We start from the raw sequence: 15,685 nt of genomic DNA, 5'->3' as shown, positions 1-15,685 counted from the left end.
CGAAGATGGTGCAACAAAAGGCCGCGGCGGCAAAACGCAAAGGCGCAATGGCGAAGAGTGGAAGTGCGGCAAACGATGCCGCGCCGCCCAAGGACCGTCGGCGCGAACGCGGCGAAGCCAGCGTGCAGCGGATCATCGATGCCACCATCGAGCTCATCGCGGAGGAGGGCCTGGCAAGCGTCACCATGCAGCGCATCGCCGGACATGTCGGCTCGTCCAATGCCCTGGTCGTCTTCCATTTCCGCAGCAAGGAGAACCTGTTTCGCGCCGTCCTGCAGTATCTCAGCGATCGATATGATGAGCTGTGGGTTGCGCTGGTGCGGGCGCCCGGCCTGTCGCCGGTCGAGCGCCTGCTCGGAGCGGTCAACTGCGCGCAAAACTTCGCCCGACAGCATCCCAAATGGGTTTCGGTCTTCGTCGTGTTCTCCAGCGACCGCAAGAGCATGCAGATCTACAACGAGATCGGCCTGCCGAGCGACCTTGCCTACACCGCCGAGGCGCGCGAGCTGCTGATCGAGATTTCGCGCAGCGGCGGTTATACCGGCGTCGACATCGACACCTTGTCGGAGAGCCTGAATTATCTGGTTCATGGCGCCTGGTATTGGGATCATCTCAATCCGTCCAGCCGTGACACCAACGTGCTGCGCAAGACCATGCTGCTCCTGCTGCATCAGGCGTTCCCGCGGCATTTCGAACTGATGCGCTAACTGCTTCAGGGCTGCCGCAGATGGCAGCCGGCCTGCCGCTTCTGTTCCAGATATTCATCGACGAGCTGGCGGTAGCGCACCTTGCCGAAGCTGGGAAAATGGCCGCCATGCACGACCGAGACATCGAGATCGCGCATACGCAGCAGCGTGGCGACATAGTCATCGACAACCGAGTGGTAGACGTCGTCGATCAGCGGGCCGTCATAAATGATGTCGCCGGATAACAGGATGCCCGTCCTGTTTTCGTAAAGCGCGATGCCGCCGGGTGAGTGGCCGGGTGTGTGGATCACCTCGAAGGCCCGGTCGCCGAGATCGACGATATCGCCATGGTCGAGCAGACGGCCGGCGGGTGCGGGCAAAATGCCGTAGCGCGCCGTGTCCCAGCCTTGCGGCATGCGATCGAACATCTCGTCGGTCGCATAGGTGCCGGCTGCCGTCCATTCGTTGCGCGGATCGGCGAGGATGTCGGCCTCGGCGGCGTGTACGCAGCGGTCGGGAAATTCGTGATGGCAGCCGATATGGTCGAAATGCGTATGGCTGGCGACGCAAATCAGCTTGCGCTCGCTGACCAGCGGCACATGACGCCGAAGGCTGAAATGGCCGAGCCCAGTGTCGAAGAGGAGATCGCGGTCGCGGCCGCGCACATGCCACATGTTGCAGCGGAAGAACGGTTTTATCCATGGCTCGTGGATCAAGGTCACGCCATCGCTCATGCGGATGGTCTCGTACCAGTCTGGTGCCTCGATGACCGCGAGCGTGCCCATTTCAATCCGTCAGCAGAATGATCTGGTCGGTATCGCACGAAACGGCAACCGTGTCGCCCGGCCGGACGGTAGCTATCGCGGGCAGCCTGGCGATGAAGTGAAGCGAGGGGTCTTCGACGGAGACGGCGAGCACGCGTTTGAAGCTGCCCTGGAAAACGATGTCGCTCACTCTGGCAGTACCGAGTTTGACGCTGCCTGCAGCCGCGCCGAGCACAAGATGCTCCGGTCGTATGGCCAGCACAACGCCAGAGCCCACCGGCAAGGCGCCGGGTACCGAGACCGGCCCGACCGGCGTCGCGACAGTGCCTGTCCGGTCCCCGGCCTCCGTGACCGTGCCGGCAAGGATCGTGCTTTCGCCCATGAAGGTCGCCGAAAAGCGTGTCGCCGGCCGTGCGTAGACGCGCTCGGGCGGGCCTTCGTCCTCGATGCGCCCGTCATTCATCACCACGCAATGGTCGGCCAGCGCCATCGCTTCTTCCTGGTCGTGGGTGACGTGGATGAAGGCGGTGCCGACGCGCTTCTGGATTGCTTTCAACTCGTCCTGCATCTGCCGGCGTAATTTGAGATCGAGCGCGCCGAGCGGCTCGTCGAGCAGAAGCACCGCCGGCTCGATCACCAGCGCCCGCGCCAGAGCCACGCGCTGCCGCTGGCCGCCGGAAAGCTGGTGCGGTTTCTTGTCGAAAGCAGCGGCGAGACCAACCAGGGCCAGCGCCGCGCGCGCCTTTGCCGCCCGCGTCGCGCCATCGACCCCCTGCATGCGCAGGCCGAAGCCGACATTGCTGCCTACGCTCATATGCGGGAACAGCGCATAGTCCTGGAACACCGTCGTCGTCGGGCGCTTGGCCGGCGGCACGGACGTGCAGTCCTCGCCACGGATGAACACCTTGCCTTCGCTGGGCGTGACGAAGCCGCCCAGAATGGACAGCAGCGTCGTCTTGCCGGAGCCCGAGGGCCCGAGCAGGATCGTGTAGCTGCCGGGCTCGATCTGCAGCGAAACGTCCTTCAGCACCGTATGCTGGCCGAAGCGATGCGAGACGGAGCGAATATCGACCAAAGGCGCAGTCATGCCTTTCTCCTGCGCAGCAATGTCAATTCGAACAGCACGACCAGCACGATGGAAACGGCGAAAACCAGCGAGCCGACGGCGTTGGTCTTCGGGTTGAGGCCGGAACGCAGCAGGTTCCAGATTTCGACCGGCAGCGTGGTGTCGAAGCGGGTGAGCAGGAAGGAGATCACGAACTCGTCCCAGGAGAAGGTCATCGACAGGAAGAAGCCGGCGAAGATGGCCGGCGCCATGACCGGCACGGTGATCAACAGCAGCACCCTCCATTCCGGCGCGCCGAGGTCGCGCGCGGCGCGCTCGATGTTGATCTGGTGATCGCCCATCTGGCTGTAGATGATGGCAAAGCACAGCGGCAGGTTGATCACGACATGGCCGATCCCTGCCGCAAGCAGCGATTTCGGCACGCCGGCCCAGTTGAACAGCACCAGCAGCCCCATGCCGATGATGAGATAGCTGACCGTCAGCGGCAGCGTGATCAGCCCGCGCAGCAGGCCGGAGCCCGGCAGGACGAAACGGGCAAAGCCCCAGGCGGATAGGAAACCGAGCGTGACGGCGGCGAGCGAGGAGATGGACGCCACCAGCAGCGAGTTCACCAGCGCCGAGGTCAGCCGCGTGTCCGAAAGAACCGCATCGTACCAGCGCAGCGATGGCCCGGTGAAGGGCGGGATCGGAAACGACGTCGCCTGCAGCGAAAATAGCACCAGCACGACGACCGGCAGGAAGATGAAGCCGTAGACGGCGATCGCGTAGAGCCAGGAAATGACGCGGACAATCCGAGACATGGTCAGGCCCGCTCGATCTTCAGCCAGCGGGCGCAGGCGAGGTAGGCGATGGTGACCACCGCCATCAGGATGATCGACAGCGCCGAGGCCAGCGGAAAGTCGCCGCGCCGGCCGATCTGCATCATCACCAACTGCGGCATCAGAAGCTCGTTGTTGCCGCCCAGGACCTGCGGCGTGATGTAGTCGCCGATGCACAGCACGAAGGTGAGGAAGGCGCCGACCATGATGCCGGGCAAGGTCAGCGGCAGGACGACATGCAGGAAGGTGCGCACAGGCCCGGCGCCGAGATCGGCGGCGGCCTTGCGGTAGCTCGGGCTGAGCTGCTTGAGATTGGCAAAGATCGTCAGCGTCAAAAGCATGACGAAGAAGTGCACGAAGCCGGTGACGGTGGCGAAACGCGTGTTCGCGAGTTGCAGCGGCTCGCTGATCAGGCCAGAGCCGGTCAGCGCCCGGTTGACGACGCCGTTCTGCGCCAGCACCAGCAGCCAGGAGTAGGAGCGCACGACATAGGATGTCCAGAACGGCAGCACGGCCAGCATCAGCGCCAGCCGCTGCCAGCGCTCCGGCACCTGTTCGGCGAGGATCCAGGCAAAGGGATAGGCGAGCAGCACCGAGACCACGGTGACGATGGCGGTCACCTGCAGCGAGTTCACCATTGCCTGCCAGTAGGAGGGGTTGGTGAAGAACTGGCTGTAATTGGACAGCGTGAAGCCGCCGCCCTCATGCGCCGTCAGGCTGGAAAGCCCCATGGCGACGAAAGGCAGCACGAAGAACAGCAGCGTCCAGCCGAGCGCCGGCGTGACCAGCGCCCAGGGCAGAGTAGAACTCGCCCGGGGCAGAGCACGGCCCGCCCTGGGCAGAGCAGAGCCCGCCCTGGGGAGGTTGTTTGCCGAGGTGCTCATGAGCGGTTACAGCTCATTTCGCCTGCAGCATTTCGGTCCACATGTCCTGCATCTTCTTGTCGAGATCGGCGTTCGGCGCCGGATAGGCCTGGGCGCGCGCCAGGAAGCCTGGCTGTTCGTCGAAGCGCAAAACCTTCTTCTGGTCGTCGGTCAGTGCTGCCTTGGTGTTCGCCGGCATGCCCCAGTAGCAGGACGAGGTGGCAAGCCGCGCCTGGCCTTCCGGGCTCATAATGTACTGGATGAACTTCAGCGCCATGTCCTTGTTCTTGGAATCCTTGAACATGGCCAGCGACTGCGACCACAGCACCGCACCCTCCTTGGGGATGGAGAAGTCGAGCGCCGGGTTTTCCTTGGCCAGGCCCGCCGTCACCCATTCGCCGCCGCCGACCAGTATGTCGACCTCGCCGGTCGCCAGCGCCGTCTGGCTGGCGGTCACTTCGCCGACCAGTTTGGCATTAGCCTTCATCTTCAAGAGCTCTTCCTTGAGGGCAGGCAGGTCGGCTTCGGTGAGCTCGGCCGTCTTCTTGCCGATCGCCAGCGCGGCCATGCCGATGACCGGCAGGTAGTAGTCGTAGATGGCGACCTTGCCCTTGTACTTGTCGCCGGTGAGTGCTGCCATCGACTGCATGTCGGCGGGGTCAACCTTGGTCTTGTTGTAGCCGATCGTGTTGTAGCCGAACTTTTCGGTGATGCCGTAGCGCTTGCCGCCGACGACGGTGGAGCCGTCCATCTTCACCTGCGCAAACAGGTCGGCCAGTGGCAGCTTGTCTTCCGGCAGCGGCTCGAACAGGCCCTTTTCGACGCCGCGCGGTATGTCGATGCTGTCGATCACCATCACGTCCCAGTCGCCCGGCTGCGACTGTTCGACGATGGCCAACCCGGCGCCGGTGCCCTCGAATTCCTTGACGTTGACCTTGACGCCATTGGCCTCCTCGAACGGCTGCAGCAATGCCGGATCGGCATGATCGCACCAGATCAGCGCGTTGAGGTCGGCGGCCCGGGCGGCGCTGCCGGCTCCGAGCAGCAGCGTCGTGGCGGCGCACGCTGCATGCAGATGGCTCTTCAGGATGGAAAGCGGATTCCTGGATGTAGGTTTAGCGGACATCGAGTGTTCTCCCTTGCCTTTGTGGCTTCTTGCAAAAAATTGAACCAATTCTAAAATTGAGTCAATTCTGTTTTTATGGCAAGAGGCTGATATGAGCGGATTGCGGGCAAGGCAAAAGGCGGACCGGCACAGGCGCATCATCGAGGCGGCGGCGGAACTGTTTCGCGAGGCCGGCTATGAGGGCGCCAAGATCGAGGCGATCGCCGCGCAGGCCGAGGTCTCGGTCGGCACGATCTACAATTACTACCAGAACAAGGGCGACATCCTCGGCGCCATCGTCTCGCTGGAGGTCAACGAGGTGCTCAATGCCGGGCAGGGCGTCGTCGCCAGGCCGCCGGCCAATGTCGGGGATGCGCTGGACACGCTGATCGGCATCTATATCGAGCACTCGCTGCACTATCTCAGCAAGGAGATGTGGCGGCAGGCGATGGCGATCTCAACGCAACTGCCCGATAGCCCATTCGGCCAAGCCTACACCGCGCTCGACCGCGCGCTAACGGAACAGATCCGCGCCCTGATCGTCCGCCTGCAAGCGCTCGGCCTTGTGCGGCAGGACATAGACGGGGCGGCGCTCGGCGAACTGATCTTCAACAATATGAACATGATGTTCATCGAATTCGTGAAGCGCGACGCGGCGAGGATTGCGGAATTGCGGGCGGCGGTACGGAGGCAGAACAGGATTCTGGTGGCGGCGATTGCGGTGTGAGTGGCAGGAAAGGGCAGGAGAAGCGTTGCTTCCGCATAAGACCTGGTTCAGATGCAGGTCGGCTCTTGAGTTGAATTTAAAACCTGATACAACTTATAGGAGCAAAAACGGGGGAGGGGTAAATGGGGGCGTTTTCCATCTGGCATTGGGCGATACTGCTGCTGTTGATCGGCGTGCCTGTTTTCTTTGCGGTTCGATCGGCCGCGAAGCCATCACAGAACCCTGAGGCTCTTGTGGGCTTCGGCGGCTGGCTGATGCTGCTGGCTATCGGTCAGACATTGTCACCGCTGCGCACACTCGCCGACTTCGCCAATTCGGCCGACGGCTACCAGCAACTCATGACCCTCCCGAACGGACCCCTGGCGGTGTATGGCGAGGTTGCCCTCAATCTGGCATTTCTGGCGCTTCAGCTGGTCGTGCTCGTTTCGATGTTGCGGCGAAGCCGCCGCTTTCCGCAATTGTTTCTGCTCCAGTGGCTGGCGATCCCTGTCGTTTTCATCCTGGACACGATCTGGGTTGCGTCAGTTCTGGGCGTTCCGGTGAGCCTGGTGCTCGCAGGCGACGCGCTGGTGGCCCCCATAGTCTCGTTTGTGCTGACAGGGCTCTGGGTCGCCTACGTCTACAAGTCCGTCAGGGTCCGGAACACGTTCACCGGGGTTGGGGCATCCACCCAGGTCGCGAGCGTGTCATAAAAGACAGCAAACTTGGAATATTTGGAGCATCACGGGCTCGGCGAACTGATGTTCATCGAATCCGTGAAGCGCGAGGGGGGAGAACCCGAACTGCGCGCGGTGATCGGCAGGCAGAATCGGATTCAGGCAGAATCGGATTCAGGCAGACGCGCGTCCTGCATGAGGTGCTGTTAAACGCGTTGCGGGAAGTCACCGGGAAGGAAGTCGAGTTCATCCGGTGGAACATTACTGGGCCGGTGCCTCCTACGGCGGGGTAGAACCGACTGCAAAGGCGACGGCTGTGCCCCATAACGGGTCAAAAAGTTTGGCATCTAAATTGCTCTGACAGGTATGGGGTGGGCGAGAGCCCGTCGCTTCGCAAATGGAGCGGCGGGTCTACTCTACCAGCGACTGTCGAATGGCCACGGCAGCAGAATGTACCCGCTTTTCAGCAGAAGCTGACGGAACAACCGTGCGCGCACAAAGTTGGATTGCAGGAAGCACCGCATGCCGGCTTCTGCAGCCCGTTTCGTGTCACCGGCAATGTGGGCGGGACGGGCTGTTTTGCGTTGGTGACTACTTGTGGGTGATCCAATCCAACAAGCCAACATCGATCTGCTCGCACCCGACATATTCGCGGACCAGGCTCTCTGCCAAATCGCGCCATTGACATTCAGGTACGCTCATATCCCTGACCAGGGCTCGAAATGCAGAGCGAAGAATATCAGCATCGAAGGCGGAGACGGAAGCAGGAGCCGGGTCCGGATCTTCCCAACCTCGGGCCATGTCATCGCGGTGACGTTGGCGGAGGCGCTTGAGCAGTTCGCGCGAGGCCTCGATTGCGCGCCGGGAGTGATCCATATCACGGCGAAACGAGGCAGTTCCGGCCAGGGAATGGTGCCGCAACCGAAAGCTGGTTTCGATAGCCGCGCGTGCGACTTCCATATGCGTTTCAACCATCGCGGCCTCCCTTGCTGCGAAGGGATTTATTTACTCTCTTCTCACGCGTGACCCAAGAAGGATTCAACGTACGGTTTGATACGCAAGGGCCGCGCGCAGATGGGCGCGGATCGCGGCGGCGTCTCTAACGAGCATTCGGGCGTGAGTAAGCTGTTCAAACAAGACGTGCACTCGCGCTCGCTCATGGAATCCGCTGTTACCAAGCTCAACGGGATATTACGGGCGTGAAGCCGGTAACTGCCGAGGTCACCCGTTGGAAGTTGATGGGCCTGGGGGCCTTGGGCGTCACTGGCATGGCTGCGGCGGCGCCGGCCTCGCTTGTCACAGCCTATTGGGCGGATATGTGGCGCGTGCTGCGGGGCGGGTGATTGATATCACGCGGCAGGGGCCAATGCCTCATCTATTTACCGTGCGGCTCCAACCTTTGGCGGTCGGCCTCAGCGGCATGCCAATCTCGGTCAATCGAACCTTCTGCTGCCTTGTGGAAATATTGAGAACACACGAGCCAGCCTTTAAGGGGTCGAAGCAACAATATGCATGCCCCGATGGTCAGGGGCAGGCTTGTGAGAATGTGTATCCAGAAAGGTGGCTCGAACCGCAACTGAAGCCAAAGAGCAAAGGCAAGGGCCGGGAATGCAACTATCGACATTGAGAAAAATGCAGGCCCATCAGCCGGGTCGGCAAAGGAAAAATCGAGCCCACAGACATCACAACGTGGAGCAAGCTTCAGGTAACCTGCGAACAGGTGTCCCTGCTGACACCGTGGGCACTGGCCCTTGAAACCGGTCAGGATCGGGTTTGTGGTTTCGTTGTAGTCAGTCATGACCGGCAACGCGGCAGACTCGGCATAGTTCCGGTCCGCTGTGGATGGGCGCCCTTAGCGCGATGTCATCCAGGACAGGAGGCGGGAGCTCGACGAACTGCCAATGCGGGTTGGAAAAAGCGGCAGCGTGCCCGCTGCCGGTCGAGGCACCCAAGCCCCGGCCGGTCCGCCTCTGCCCGGAAGTGGGGGCGGCCCCACTGAAACTCCGATTTTTGGTCAAGGGAACCTGGTTCTGAAAATGAAGTTTGGTTGTTAGCTTGGCTTAGCCCCCCGGCCAAGTGGTCTCGAGGCAGGGCCCGTCATTGCTGATCAGTGACGGGCCTTCGCGTTGACGCTGCTACGCCAACCCTCTGCCAATGACGCAACCGCCAAGGCCTTGTTTGGGTCCGACTAAAGCCCGATGCCGAGGCGCAAAGGTCTGACCCCTGAAACAACACAGCCTTTTCGACATTTGGAACGTGGCCGTCGATCATCGTCCCTTCATCGCCGGTTCGTTGATTACCCGCCACGGCTCGCTTGGCGTGGCGGGTAATCATTCACGGAGAGCGCATGCAGCTTGGCCAGATCATTGCGAACGCATTTGCAGCGGGTTTGGTCGCCGTCCTGATAGCAGTCGCGTTCCTGATCTTCGGAAAGCCGCTCTGGCCTGAACGAAACGTCCGGATGGTAATCATCCCGCCCGTCCATCGAATGACGACCACCGCCATTCACAATACGAGACCCGACCTGCCAACCAAGTTTGATTTGAACATTGTGCGGCCGAGACCGCTTACCAATGAAGGGACATGAGGGCTGCCCGATGATTTAGGGGTTCTTAGCGGCAGCGCGCCCCGCGCTGCTGATCGAAGAAAAGCAACCTTGGTCGGACCCGCATCGGTACTCACCCAAGTGGTCCGGGCCTACTTGATGGAACATCAGGTAATGCTAATGGTTATGGCTTGGCAGGCTGGTGCCCCCGGACGGAATCGAACCGCCGACCTTCGGTTTACAAAACCGCTGCTCTACCAGCTGAGCTACAAGGGCACGGCGCTCCGGTTAGCATATTTGTTGCGCCAGTAAAGACAAAACTCCATTTTTCCCGGCATGCCGCATGGGCCGTCGGCGAGGGGCATCCTGAAAAACGCCGGATCGCTTCCTACATCTAGGGAAGGTGCGATCGCTTCGAGCCGGGGTGTCGCGTGATCAGATTTGTCATCATTCTCCCGATCATCTTCGTGGCCTGGATGCTGCTGGTGAAGATCATCAGCGATGTGAAGAAGGCCAATGTCGACTGGACCGGCGTCACCACCATCATCGGCTTCATCGCGCTGGCCTTCTGGCTGCGCCATGTGACGGGCATGGGGTGAGGGAATAGGGGAATAGGGGAATAGGGGAATAGGGGAATAGGGGAATAGGGGGCGACGGGTCATTGGTGTCCTTGCCGTCGCCGCGCTGGCATCAATGGCGGCCCACAAAAATCTTCTCAACCTTTCGAACCTTTTGCCGCGCCGCGCCGACTGATGGTCAGAGGCGAATGGGTCGCCTCGATCAAAAGATCCAGGAGATCATCATGTTCAAGCGCACTCTTACCTCAGGCCTCGTCGCCATCTTCGTCGCCACCGGCGCGCTCGCCGGCACTGTCGGCACGTCGTCAGCCCACGGCATGCACGGCCATCACCACAACTACAACCATCACAAGAAGCACTTCAAGAAGTACTGGTGGAAGCACTACAACCATCACCACAACCATCACCACAGGCATGGCAGGGTGATCATTTTCCTTTGATGGAGGGACCCAATTTCCCAAAAGGGCGGCTTCGGCCGCCCTTTTTGCGTTGGGCGATCACTTTGTGAAGTGGGGACGGCAAAGCTGCCGATCTCCCCCTTTGCGGGGGAGATGTCCGGCAGGACAGAGGGGGGTGTGAAGGATCACCGGCTTCCCCATGAACTTTCTCTATTTTGTCCGTGCGGTTGCCTCGCCCTGATTGGTTGACAAGCTGGCGGGACAGCACCCCCCTCTGCCCTGCCGGGCATCTCCCCCGCAAGAGAGGAGATCAGCCGCATCAACTTCTTCGCCAAGCTCTCGCAAGGTCGCCGTCAGCATCGGTCGATCCGATTTCCCCGTTCCAGAAAAATCGAAAAAAGATTCGAACCTTTTTCCTGGCCGCGACGACAGATGATCAAGAGGCGGATGGATCGCCTCGGTCAACGAAGCAAGGAGATCGTCATGTTCAAGAACACACTCGTTTCCGGCCTTATCGCCACCGCCGTCGCCGCCGCCACGCTGGCCGGCACCGTCCAGCCCTCGGCCGCCCACAGCCATCACCACAACCGCGAAATCGGCATCGGCATTGCCGCCGGCGTCGGCGGCTTCGTCCTCGGCAGCCTGCTCGCCCAGCCGCGTACCGTCTATGTCGACGAAGGCGGCGGCTCGTGGCACGTCCGCCGCTGCTATGACCGCTACCAGAGCTATGATGCGGACTCCGACACTTATCTCGGCCACGACGGCTATCGCCACTACTGCCGTCTCTGAGAGGAGGTGGCGTTTCAATCAGCCAGAAGAGGGGCGCCCCGCAGCCCCTCTTCTCGCTGTGCTTGAAACGATCGGACCGTCAGGTCGCCCTGATGCCGCCGATCATCCTGGTCACCTCGGCCGCGGCATCGCGCACCAGCGGGCCTATCTCGGCCAGCCGCTCCGGCGTCACCCGCACCGTTGGCCCGGACACCGAGACGCCACCGATCGGCTCGCCGAATTCGTTGAAGATGGCGGCTGCCACGCAGCGCATGCCGGGATGCCGCTCCTCGTCGTCGACCGACCAGCCGCGCAGCTTGATCCGCGCCAGATCGTGGGCAAGCGCCGAAATGTCGGACAACGTCCGGTCGGTGAAGCGCTGCAGCCCGGCCTTGCGCAGGATGGTTCCGACGCGCTCCGGCTCGAGATGGGCCAGCACCGCCTTGCCGATGCCGGACGCATGGAAGGGGCTGCGCGTGCCCGGCCGGAAGAAGGCGCGGATCGCCTGATGCGTCTCGACCTGGCTGACGAAGACCACGCAATCATCCTCGGCGACGCCGAGATTGGCGGTCTCGCCTGACCTCTCCATCAGTTCCTGCATGACGACGCGGGCGCGATCGACCAGCTTGCGGCGGCGCAGGAACGCCGCGCCCATGCGGTAGGTCTCGACGCCGATCGACCACAGCTGGTCGCTGGTGTCGAATTCCACCATGCCGTGGTTTTGCAGCGTCGTCAGCATGCGGTAGGCGGTGGAGGCGGCAAGGCCGCTCTGCGCAGAGATCTCGCTCAGCGACAGGCCGCTGCCTTCCGCGACAATGGCCAAGATGCGCAGCGCCCGGTCGAGCGACTGCACCGAGCTGGCCTCCGATGGCCCGTTGAAAGCGCGCGGCCGTCCGCGCTGGCGTTTTTCGGTTTCCATGCAGTCAATCTCGGCCGGTTTCGCCAAATGCACAATGAAAAAGTTTTTCACTGCGTTCGCGGGTCGGATTCCTGGAAAACAGAAAATCAAATAAAATCAAAAAAATGACGCCGTTTTCTAGAAATGAAAAAATATTCTGAAAAAATTGAAAAATAACCGGCGTGCTGACATCCTTGGCCAATCCAACAATGACAAACCCGTGGAGGGCTGGAGAATGGCCAGGATGCGCGCTGTCGATGCCGCGGTTCTTGTTCTCGAAAAGGAAGGCATTTCCTGCGCTTTCGGCGTGCCGGGCGCGGCGATCAATCCGTTCTATTCGGCAATGAAGGCGAGGGGCACGATCCGCCATGTGCTTGCCCGTCACGTCGAGGGCGCCTCGCACATGGCGGAAGGTTTTACGCGCGCCAAGGCGGGCAATATCGGCCTGTGCATCGGCACTTCGGGTCCAGCCGGCACCGACATGATCACCGGGCTCTATTCGGCCGCCGCGGATTCCATTCCGATCCTGTGCATCACTGGTCAGGCGCCGAGGGCGCGGCTGAACAAGGAGGATTTCCAGGCCGTCGACATATCAGCCATTGCCGCGCCGGTCGCCAAATGGGCGGTCACCGTCATGGAGCCCTATCTCGTCCCGATGGCGCTGCAGAAGGCCTTTCATCTGATGCGTTCCTCGCGGCCGGGCCCTGTCCTGATCGACCTGCCGGTCGACGTGCAACTCGCCGAAATCGAATTCGACATCGACGCCTATGAGCCGTTGACGCCGTTCAAGCCGGCCATGACGCGCACCCAGGCCGAAAAGGCGTTGACGATGCTCAACGCCGCCGAAAAGCCGCTGATCGTCGCCGGCGGCGGCATCATAAACGCCGATGCGTCGGATCTGCTCATCGAATTCGCCGAGATTTCAGGCGTGCCGGTCATCCCGACCTTGATGGGCTGGGGAGCGATCCCCGACGATCACCGGCTGATGGCCGGCATGTGCGGACTGCAGACCTCGCACCGCTATGGCAATGCGACGATGTTGGAAGCCGACTTCGTCTTCGGCATCGGCAACCGCTGGGCCAACCGCCACACCGGCTCCGTTGATGTCTACACCAAGGGCAAAAAATTCATCCATGTCGACATCGAGCCGACGCAGATCGGCCGTGTCTTCGCGCCGGATCTCGGCGTCGTTTCGGATGCCGGTGCCGCACTGAAGATGCTGCTCGACGTGGCCACCGAGTGGAAGACGGCTGGAAAGCTGCGCGACTGGTCCGGCTGGGCGAAGGAATGCCAGGCCCGCAAGAAGACCATGAAGCGCAAGACGCATTTCGACCAGGTGCCGCTGAAGCCGCAGCGCGTCTATGAGGAGATGAACAAGGCGTTCGGCCGCGACGTCACCTATGTCACCACGATCGGCCTGTCGCAGATTGCCGGCGCGCAGTTCCTGCATGTCTACAAGCCGCGCAACTGGATCAATTGCGGCCAGGCCGGCCCGCTCGGCTGGACCTTGCCGGCTGCCCTTGGCGTTCGCGCCGCCGACCCGGACCGCACCATCGTGGCGCTGTCGGGCGACTATGATTTCCAGTTCATGATCGAGGAACTGGCGGTCGGCGCACAGCACAAATTGCCCTATCTGCATGTCGTCGTGAACAACGCCTATCTGGGCCTGATCCGCCAGGCGCAGCGCGGTTTTTCGATGGATTTCGAGGTCGACCTTGCCTTCGAGAACATCAACCGGTCAGGCGATCCCGAGGCCGGCTACGGCGTCGACCATGTTGCCGTCGCCGAGGCGATGGGCTGCAAGGCGGTCAGGGTGCGCAAGCCCGAAGAGTTCGCCGGTGCCTTCAAGGAAGCGCAGCGGCTGATGAAGGAGCACCGGGTTCCGGTCGTTCTCGAATTCATCCTCGAACGCGTCACCAACATCTCCATGGGTACCGAGATCGACAAGATCACTGAATTCGAGGAGCTTGCCGAACATCAGGAAGATGCGCCGACGGCGATTGTGATGTTGGATTAGGAGAAAAAGAATGCCGCGTTTTTCAGCCAATCTGTCGATGCTCTTTGGCGAGCATGAGTTCCTCGACCGTTTCGATGCCGCCGCCCGCGCCGGCTTCAAGGCCGTCGAATATATCGGCCCCTATGACCATGCCCCCGATGTCGTCGCGGCCCGGTTGAAGAAGAACGGCCTGACCCAGGTGCTGTTCAATCTTCCAGCCGGCGACTGGGGCAACGGCGAACGCGGCATTGCGGTGCTGCCGGACCGTGTGCCGGAATTCCGCCAGGGCATCGCCAAGGCGATCACCTACGCGCAGGCGCTCGGCTGCCAGCAGGTCAATTGCCTGGCCGGCATCGCGCCGGCCGCCGCCGACCGCAAGGTGCTGGAGAATGTCTTTGCCGAAAACCTCGCCTTCGCGGCGGAGAAGCTGGAGCAGGCCGGCATCAGGCTGCTGATCGAGCCGATCAACACGCGCGATATTCCGGGCTTCTTCCTCAACTATTCCGATCAGGCCTTGGCGCTGATCGATCGCGTCGGCTCGAAAAACCTGTTCCTGCAATACGACATCTATCACATGCAGATCATGGAGGGGGATCTCGCCCGGACCATCGAGGCTAACCTTGGCCGCATCGCGCATATCCAGCTTGCGGATAATCCCGGCCGTCACGAGCCGGGGACGGGTGAGATCAATTATCCCTTCCTCTACGAGCATATCGACCGCATTGGTTATGCCGGATGGGTCGGGGCTGAGTACAAGCCGAAGGCTGGGACGGAGGCTGGCTTGGGGTGGCTTCGGGAGTTGGCCGGGCAGGGAAGTGCTGCGGCGTAAGCATTAGAGGGGGGGCGTTTCACACAGTCATTTGGAGAACCACAATGGAAACCACCGGCTTCATCGGCCTCGGCATCATGGGCGCGCCGATGGCGGGGCACCTGCTGGATGCGGGCTATCATGTCATCGCCAGCGACCATCGCTCCAAGCCGCCGGCCGACCTCGTCGCCAAGGGGCTGAAGTCAGTTACCGGCCACGCCGCCGTGGCCAAGGCTGCCGACATCATCATCCTGATGGTGCCCGACACGCCGCAGGTGGCCGATGTGCTGTTTAGCGACAACGGCGTCGCGTCCGGCCTGGCAAAAGGCAAGCTGGTCGTCGACATGAGCTCGATCTCCCCGATCGAGACCAAGGTTTTTGCCAGGAACATCAACGACCTGGGCTGCGACTATCTCGACGCGCCGGTCTCGGGCGGTGAAGTCGGCGCCAAGGCGGCGTCGCTGACCATCATGGTCGGCGGCGAGGAAACCCCCTTCGAGCGCGCCAAGCCCCTCTTCGAGAAGATGGGCAAGAACATCACCCTGGTCGGACCGAATGGCGTCGGCCAGACCACCAAGGTGGCCAACCAGATCATCGTTGCGCTGACCATCGAAGCCGTCGCCGAAGCGCTTGTTTTTGCGTCGAAAGCCGGCGCCGATCCGGCCAAGGTCAGGCAGGCGCTGATGGGCGGGCTGGCGGCTTCGCGCATTCTGGAAGTGCATGGCGAGCGCATGGTCAAGCGCACCTTCGCGCCTGGTTTCCGCATCGAACTGCACCAGAAGGATCTGAACCTCGCGCTGGAGGGCGCGAAGGCGCTCGGCGTTTCCTTGCCCAACACCTCGACGACTCAGCAGCTGTTCAATTCCTGCGCGGCCAATGGCGGCGCCAAGGAGGATCATTCGGCGCTGGTCAGGGCGCTGGAGCGGATGGCCAATTTCGAGGTCGGCAGCGAGGCAGCCGACGCCAGGGGCAAAGCGGCATAGGTCAGGAGAGGGCGGCGCAACGTTCC

General features: G+C 61.8%; 19 protein-coding genes and 1 tRNA gene. 11 read left to right on the top strand and 9 right to left on the bottom strand.

Annotation, left to right across the window (positions count from 1 at the left end):
* Nucleotides 1-47: 47 nt before the first annotated feature.
* The gene (locus NKI69_RS02580) at nucleotides 48-707 is read left to right on the top strand and encodes a TetR/AcrR family transcriptional regulator (protein ID WP_352719956.1); all 660 of its coding nucleotides are present in this window, start codon (nucleotides 48-50) and stop codon (nucleotides 705-707) included.
* A gap of 5 nt (nucleotides 708-712) precedes the next feature.
* Here NKI69_RS02580 and NKI69_RS02575 read toward each other — a convergent pair whose 3' ends face one another.
* From NKI69_RS02575 to NKI69_RS02555, 5 genes are read right to left on the bottom strand one after another with little or no spacing between them, the layout of a single operon-like run.
* Nucleotides 713-1,471: an MBL fold metallo-hydrolase gene (locus NKI69_RS02575; protein WP_352719954.1), complete on the bottom strand. Its 759-nt coding sequence runs from the start codon at nucleotides 1,469-1,471 to the stop codon at nucleotides 713-715.
* A gap of 1 nt (nucleotide 1,472) precedes the next feature.
* The gene (locus NKI69_RS02570) at nucleotides 1,473-2,537 is read right to left on the bottom strand and encodes an ABC transporter ATP-binding protein (protein WP_352679415.1); all 1,065 of its coding nucleotides are present in this window, start codon (nucleotides 2,535-2,537) and stop codon (nucleotides 1,473-1,475) included.
* Nucleotides 2,534-3,316, bottom strand: coding sequence for an ABC transporter permease (locus tag NKI69_RS02565; protein WP_352679418.1), 783 nt, complete (start codon nucleotides 3,314-3,316; stop codon nucleotides 2,534-2,536). The genes NKI69_RS02570 and NKI69_RS02565 overlap by 4 nt, the downstream gene beginning before the upstream one ends.
* A gap of 2 nt (nucleotides 3,317-3,318) precedes the next feature.
* A complete protein-coding gene (locus NKI69_RS02560) occupies nucleotides 3,319-4,218 on the bottom strand; it encodes an ABC transporter permease (RefSeq protein WP_352679420.1) in 900 nt (299 codons plus the stop codon).
* Between the two features lie 13 nt (nucleotides 4,219-4,231).
* Nucleotides 4,232-5,323 (bottom strand): polyamine ABC transporter substrate-binding protein, encoded by a 1,092-nt coding sequence (locus tag NKI69_RS02555; protein ID WP_352719952.1) that lies wholly within the window; start codon nucleotides 5,321-5,323, stop codon nucleotides 4,232-4,234.
* Nucleotides 5,324-5,414: 91 nt separating this feature from the next.
* Here NKI69_RS02555 and NKI69_RS02550 point away from each other — a divergent pair, with 91 nt between their 5' ends.
* Nucleotides 5,415-6,029: a TetR/AcrR family transcriptional regulator gene (locus NKI69_RS02550; protein WP_128305853.1), complete on the top strand. Its 615-nt coding sequence runs from the start codon at nucleotides 5,415-5,417 to the stop codon at nucleotides 6,027-6,029.
* 122 nt (nucleotides 6,030-6,151) lie between these two features.
* Nucleotides 6,152-6,721: a DUF2569 family protein gene (locus NKI69_RS02545; protein ID WP_352719948.1), complete on the top strand. Its 570-nt coding sequence runs from the start codon at nucleotides 6,152-6,154 to the stop codon at nucleotides 6,719-6,721.
* Between the two features lie 555 nt (nucleotides 6,722-7,276).
* On the opposite strand, the gene NKI69_RS02540 is transcribed toward NKI69_RS02545, so the two are convergent.
* Nucleotides 7,277-7,660: a hypothetical protein gene (locus NKI69_RS02540; protein ID WP_352719946.1), complete on the bottom strand. Its 384-nt coding sequence runs from the start codon at nucleotides 7,658-7,660 to the stop codon at nucleotides 7,277-7,279.
* 224 nt (nucleotides 7,661-7,884) lie between these two features.
* Between NKI69_RS02540 and NKI69_RS02535 the strand changes: the two genes are divergently transcribed.
* Complete coding sequence (locus NKI69_RS02535) at nucleotides 7,885-8,028, top strand: DUF1515 family protein (RefSeq protein ID WP_352609697.1); 144 nt, start codon at nucleotides 7,885-7,887, stop codon at nucleotides 8,026-8,028.
* 32 nt (nucleotides 8,029-8,060) lie between these two features.
* Here the strand turns inward: NKI69_RS02535 and NKI69_RS02530 are convergent, their stop codons facing one another.
* On the bottom strand, nucleotides 8,061-8,483 hold the full coding sequence (locus NKI69_RS02530) for a DUF983 domain-containing protein (RefSeq protein ID WP_127291340.1): 423 nt from the start codon (nucleotides 8,481-8,483) through the stop codon (nucleotides 8,061-8,063).
* A 549-nt stretch (nucleotides 8,484-9,032) separates the two neighbouring features.
* On the opposite strand from NKI69_RS02530, the gene NKI69_RS02525 reads away from it, so the two are divergent.
* The gene (locus NKI69_RS02525) at nucleotides 9,033-9,272 is read left to right on the top strand and encodes a hypothetical protein (protein WP_352719943.1); all 240 of its coding nucleotides are present in this window, start codon (nucleotides 9,033-9,035) and stop codon (nucleotides 9,270-9,272) included.
* Nucleotides 9,273-9,430: 158 nt separating this feature from the next.
* Here NKI69_RS02525 and NKI69_RS02520 read toward each other — a convergent pair.
* Nucleotides 9,431-9,506, bottom strand: a tRNA-Thr gene (locus tag NKI69_RS02520).
* 155 nt (nucleotides 9,507-9,661) lie between these two features.
* On the opposite strand from NKI69_RS02520, the gene NKI69_RS02515 reads away from it, so the two are divergent.
* The 3 genes from NKI69_RS02515 (at nucleotide 9,662) to NKI69_RS02505 (ending at nucleotide 10,995) form a co-directional block, all read left to right on the top strand.
* Nucleotides 9,662-9,829 carry a hypothetical protein gene (locus NKI69_RS02515; protein WP_013531392.1) on the top strand — a complete coding sequence of 56 codons (168 nt, stop codon included), beginning with the start codon at nucleotides 9,662-9,664 and terminating at the stop codon, nucleotides 9,827-9,829.
* A gap of 203 nt (nucleotides 9,830-10,032) precedes the next feature.
* Entirely contained in the window at nucleotides 10,033-10,248 is a 216-nt protein-coding gene (locus NKI69_RS02510; protein ID WP_023812096.1) for a hypothetical protein, read from the top strand.
* Nucleotides 10,249-10,689: 441 nt separating this feature from the next.
* A complete protein-coding gene (locus tag NKI69_RS02505) occupies nucleotides 10,690-10,995 on the top strand; it encodes a BA14K family protein (RefSeq protein ID WP_352609700.1) in 306 nt (101 codons plus the stop codon).
* A gap of 79 nt (nucleotides 10,996-11,074) precedes the next feature.
* Here the strand turns inward: NKI69_RS02505 and bhcR are convergent, their stop codons facing one another.
* Complete coding sequence (gene bhcR, locus NKI69_RS02500; RefSeq protein WP_352719941.1) at nucleotides 11,075-11,893, bottom strand: HTH-type transcriptional regulator BhcR; 819 nt, start codon at nucleotides 11,891-11,893, stop codon at nucleotides 11,075-11,077.
* 214 nt (nucleotides 11,894-12,107) lie between these two features.
* Here bhcR and gcl point away from each other — a divergent pair, with 214 nt between their 5' ends.
* Genes gcl through NKI69_RS02485 form a run of 3 tightly spaced genes read left to right on the top strand, consistent with a single transcriptional unit; the run spans nucleotide 12,108 to nucleotide 15,659 of the window.
* Nucleotides 12,108-13,889 (top strand): glyoxylate carboligase, encoded by a 1,782-nt coding sequence (gene gcl, locus NKI69_RS02495; RefSeq protein WP_352719940.1) that lies wholly within the window; start codon nucleotides 12,108-12,110, stop codon nucleotides 13,887-13,889.
* 10 nt (nucleotides 13,890-13,899) lie between these two features.
* Nucleotides 13,900-14,697 carry a 2-oxo-tetronate isomerase gene (gene otnI / locus NKI69_RS02490; RefSeq protein ID WP_352719938.1) on the top strand — a complete coding sequence of 266 codons (798 nt, stop codon included), beginning with the start codon at nucleotides 13,900-13,902 and terminating at the stop codon, nucleotides 14,695-14,697.
* A 44-nt stretch (nucleotides 14,698-14,741) separates the two neighbouring features.
* The gene (locus NKI69_RS02485) at nucleotides 14,742-15,659 is read left to right on the top strand and encodes a 2-hydroxy-3-oxopropionate reductase (RefSeq protein ID WP_352719936.1); all 918 of its coding nucleotides are present in this window, start codon (nucleotides 14,742-14,744) and stop codon (nucleotides 15,657-15,659) included.
* Nucleotides 15,660-15,685 lie beyond the last annotated feature (26 nt).

This window comes from Mesorhizobium sp. M0491, assembly GCF_040321265.1.
Lineage (GTDB): Bacteria > Pseudomonadota > Alphaproteobacteria > Rhizobiales > Rhizobiaceae > Mesorhizobium.
Note: the sequence above shows the minus strand (reverse complement) of the source record. Positions and strands in the feature narration are given on the sequence as shown.

Coding starts and splice junctions, on each gene's coding strand:
- NKI69_RS02575 (WP_352719954.1), bottom strand. CDS start 1,471: ATGGGCACGCTCGCGGTCATCGAGGCACCAGACTGGTACGAGACCATC.
- NKI69_RS02545 (WP_352719948.1), top strand. CDS start 6,152: ATGGGGGCGTTTTCCATCTGGCATTGGGCGATACTGCTGCTGTTGATC.
- gcl (WP_352719940.1), top strand. CDS start 12,108: ATGGCCAGGATGCGCGCTGTCGATGCCGCGGTTCTTGTTCTCGAAAAG.
- NKI69_RS02510 (WP_023812096.1), top strand. CDS start 10,033: ATGTTCAAGCGCACTCTTACCTCAGGCCTCGTCGCCATCTTCGTCGCC.
- NKI69_RS02550 (WP_128305853.1), top strand. CDS start 5,415: ATGAGCGGATTGCGGGCAAGGCAAAAGGCGGACCGGCACAGGCGCATC.
- NKI69_RS02580 (WP_352719956.1), top strand. CDS start 48: ATGGCGAAGAGTGGAAGTGCGGCAAACGATGCCGCGCCGCCCAAGGAC.
- NKI69_RS02530 (WP_127291340.1), bottom strand. CDS start 8,483: ATGACTGACTACAACGAAACCACAAACCCGATCCTGACCGGTTTCAAG.
- NKI69_RS02505 (WP_352609700.1), top strand. CDS start 10,690: ATGTTCAAGAACACACTCGTTTCCGGCCTTATCGCCACCGCCGTCGCC.
- NKI69_RS02560 (WP_352679420.1), bottom strand. CDS start 4,218: ATGAGCACCTCGGCAAACAACCTCCCCAGGGCGGGCTCTGCTCTGCCC.
- NKI69_RS02570 (WP_352679415.1), bottom strand. CDS start 2,537: ATGACTGCGCCTTTGGTCGATATTCGCTCCGTCTCGCATCGCTTCGGC.
- bhcR (WP_352719941.1), bottom strand. CDS start 11,893: ATGGAAACCGAAAAACGCCAGCGCGGACGGCCGCGCGCTTTCAACGGG.
- NKI69_RS02525 (WP_352719943.1), top strand. CDS start 9,033: ATGCAGCTTGGCCAGATCATTGCGAACGCATTTGCAGCGGGTTTGGTC.
- otnI (WP_352719938.1), top strand. CDS start 13,900: ATGCCGCGTTTTTCAGCCAATCTGTCGATGCTCTTTGGCGAGCATGAG.
- NKI69_RS02540 (WP_352719946.1), bottom strand. CDS start 7,660: ATGGTTGAAACGCATATGGAAGTCGCACGCGCGGCTATCGAAACCAGC.
- NKI69_RS02485 (WP_352719936.1), top strand. CDS start 14,742: ATGGAAACCACCGGCTTCATCGGCCTCGGCATCATGGGCGCGCCGATG.
- NKI69_RS02555 (WP_352719952.1), bottom strand. CDS start 5,323: ATGTCCGCTAAACCTACATCCAGGAATCCGCTTTCCATCCTGAAGAGC.
- NKI69_RS02565 (WP_352679418.1), bottom strand. CDS start 3,316: ATGTCTCGGATTGTCCGCGTCATTTCCTGGCTCTACGCGATCGCCGTC.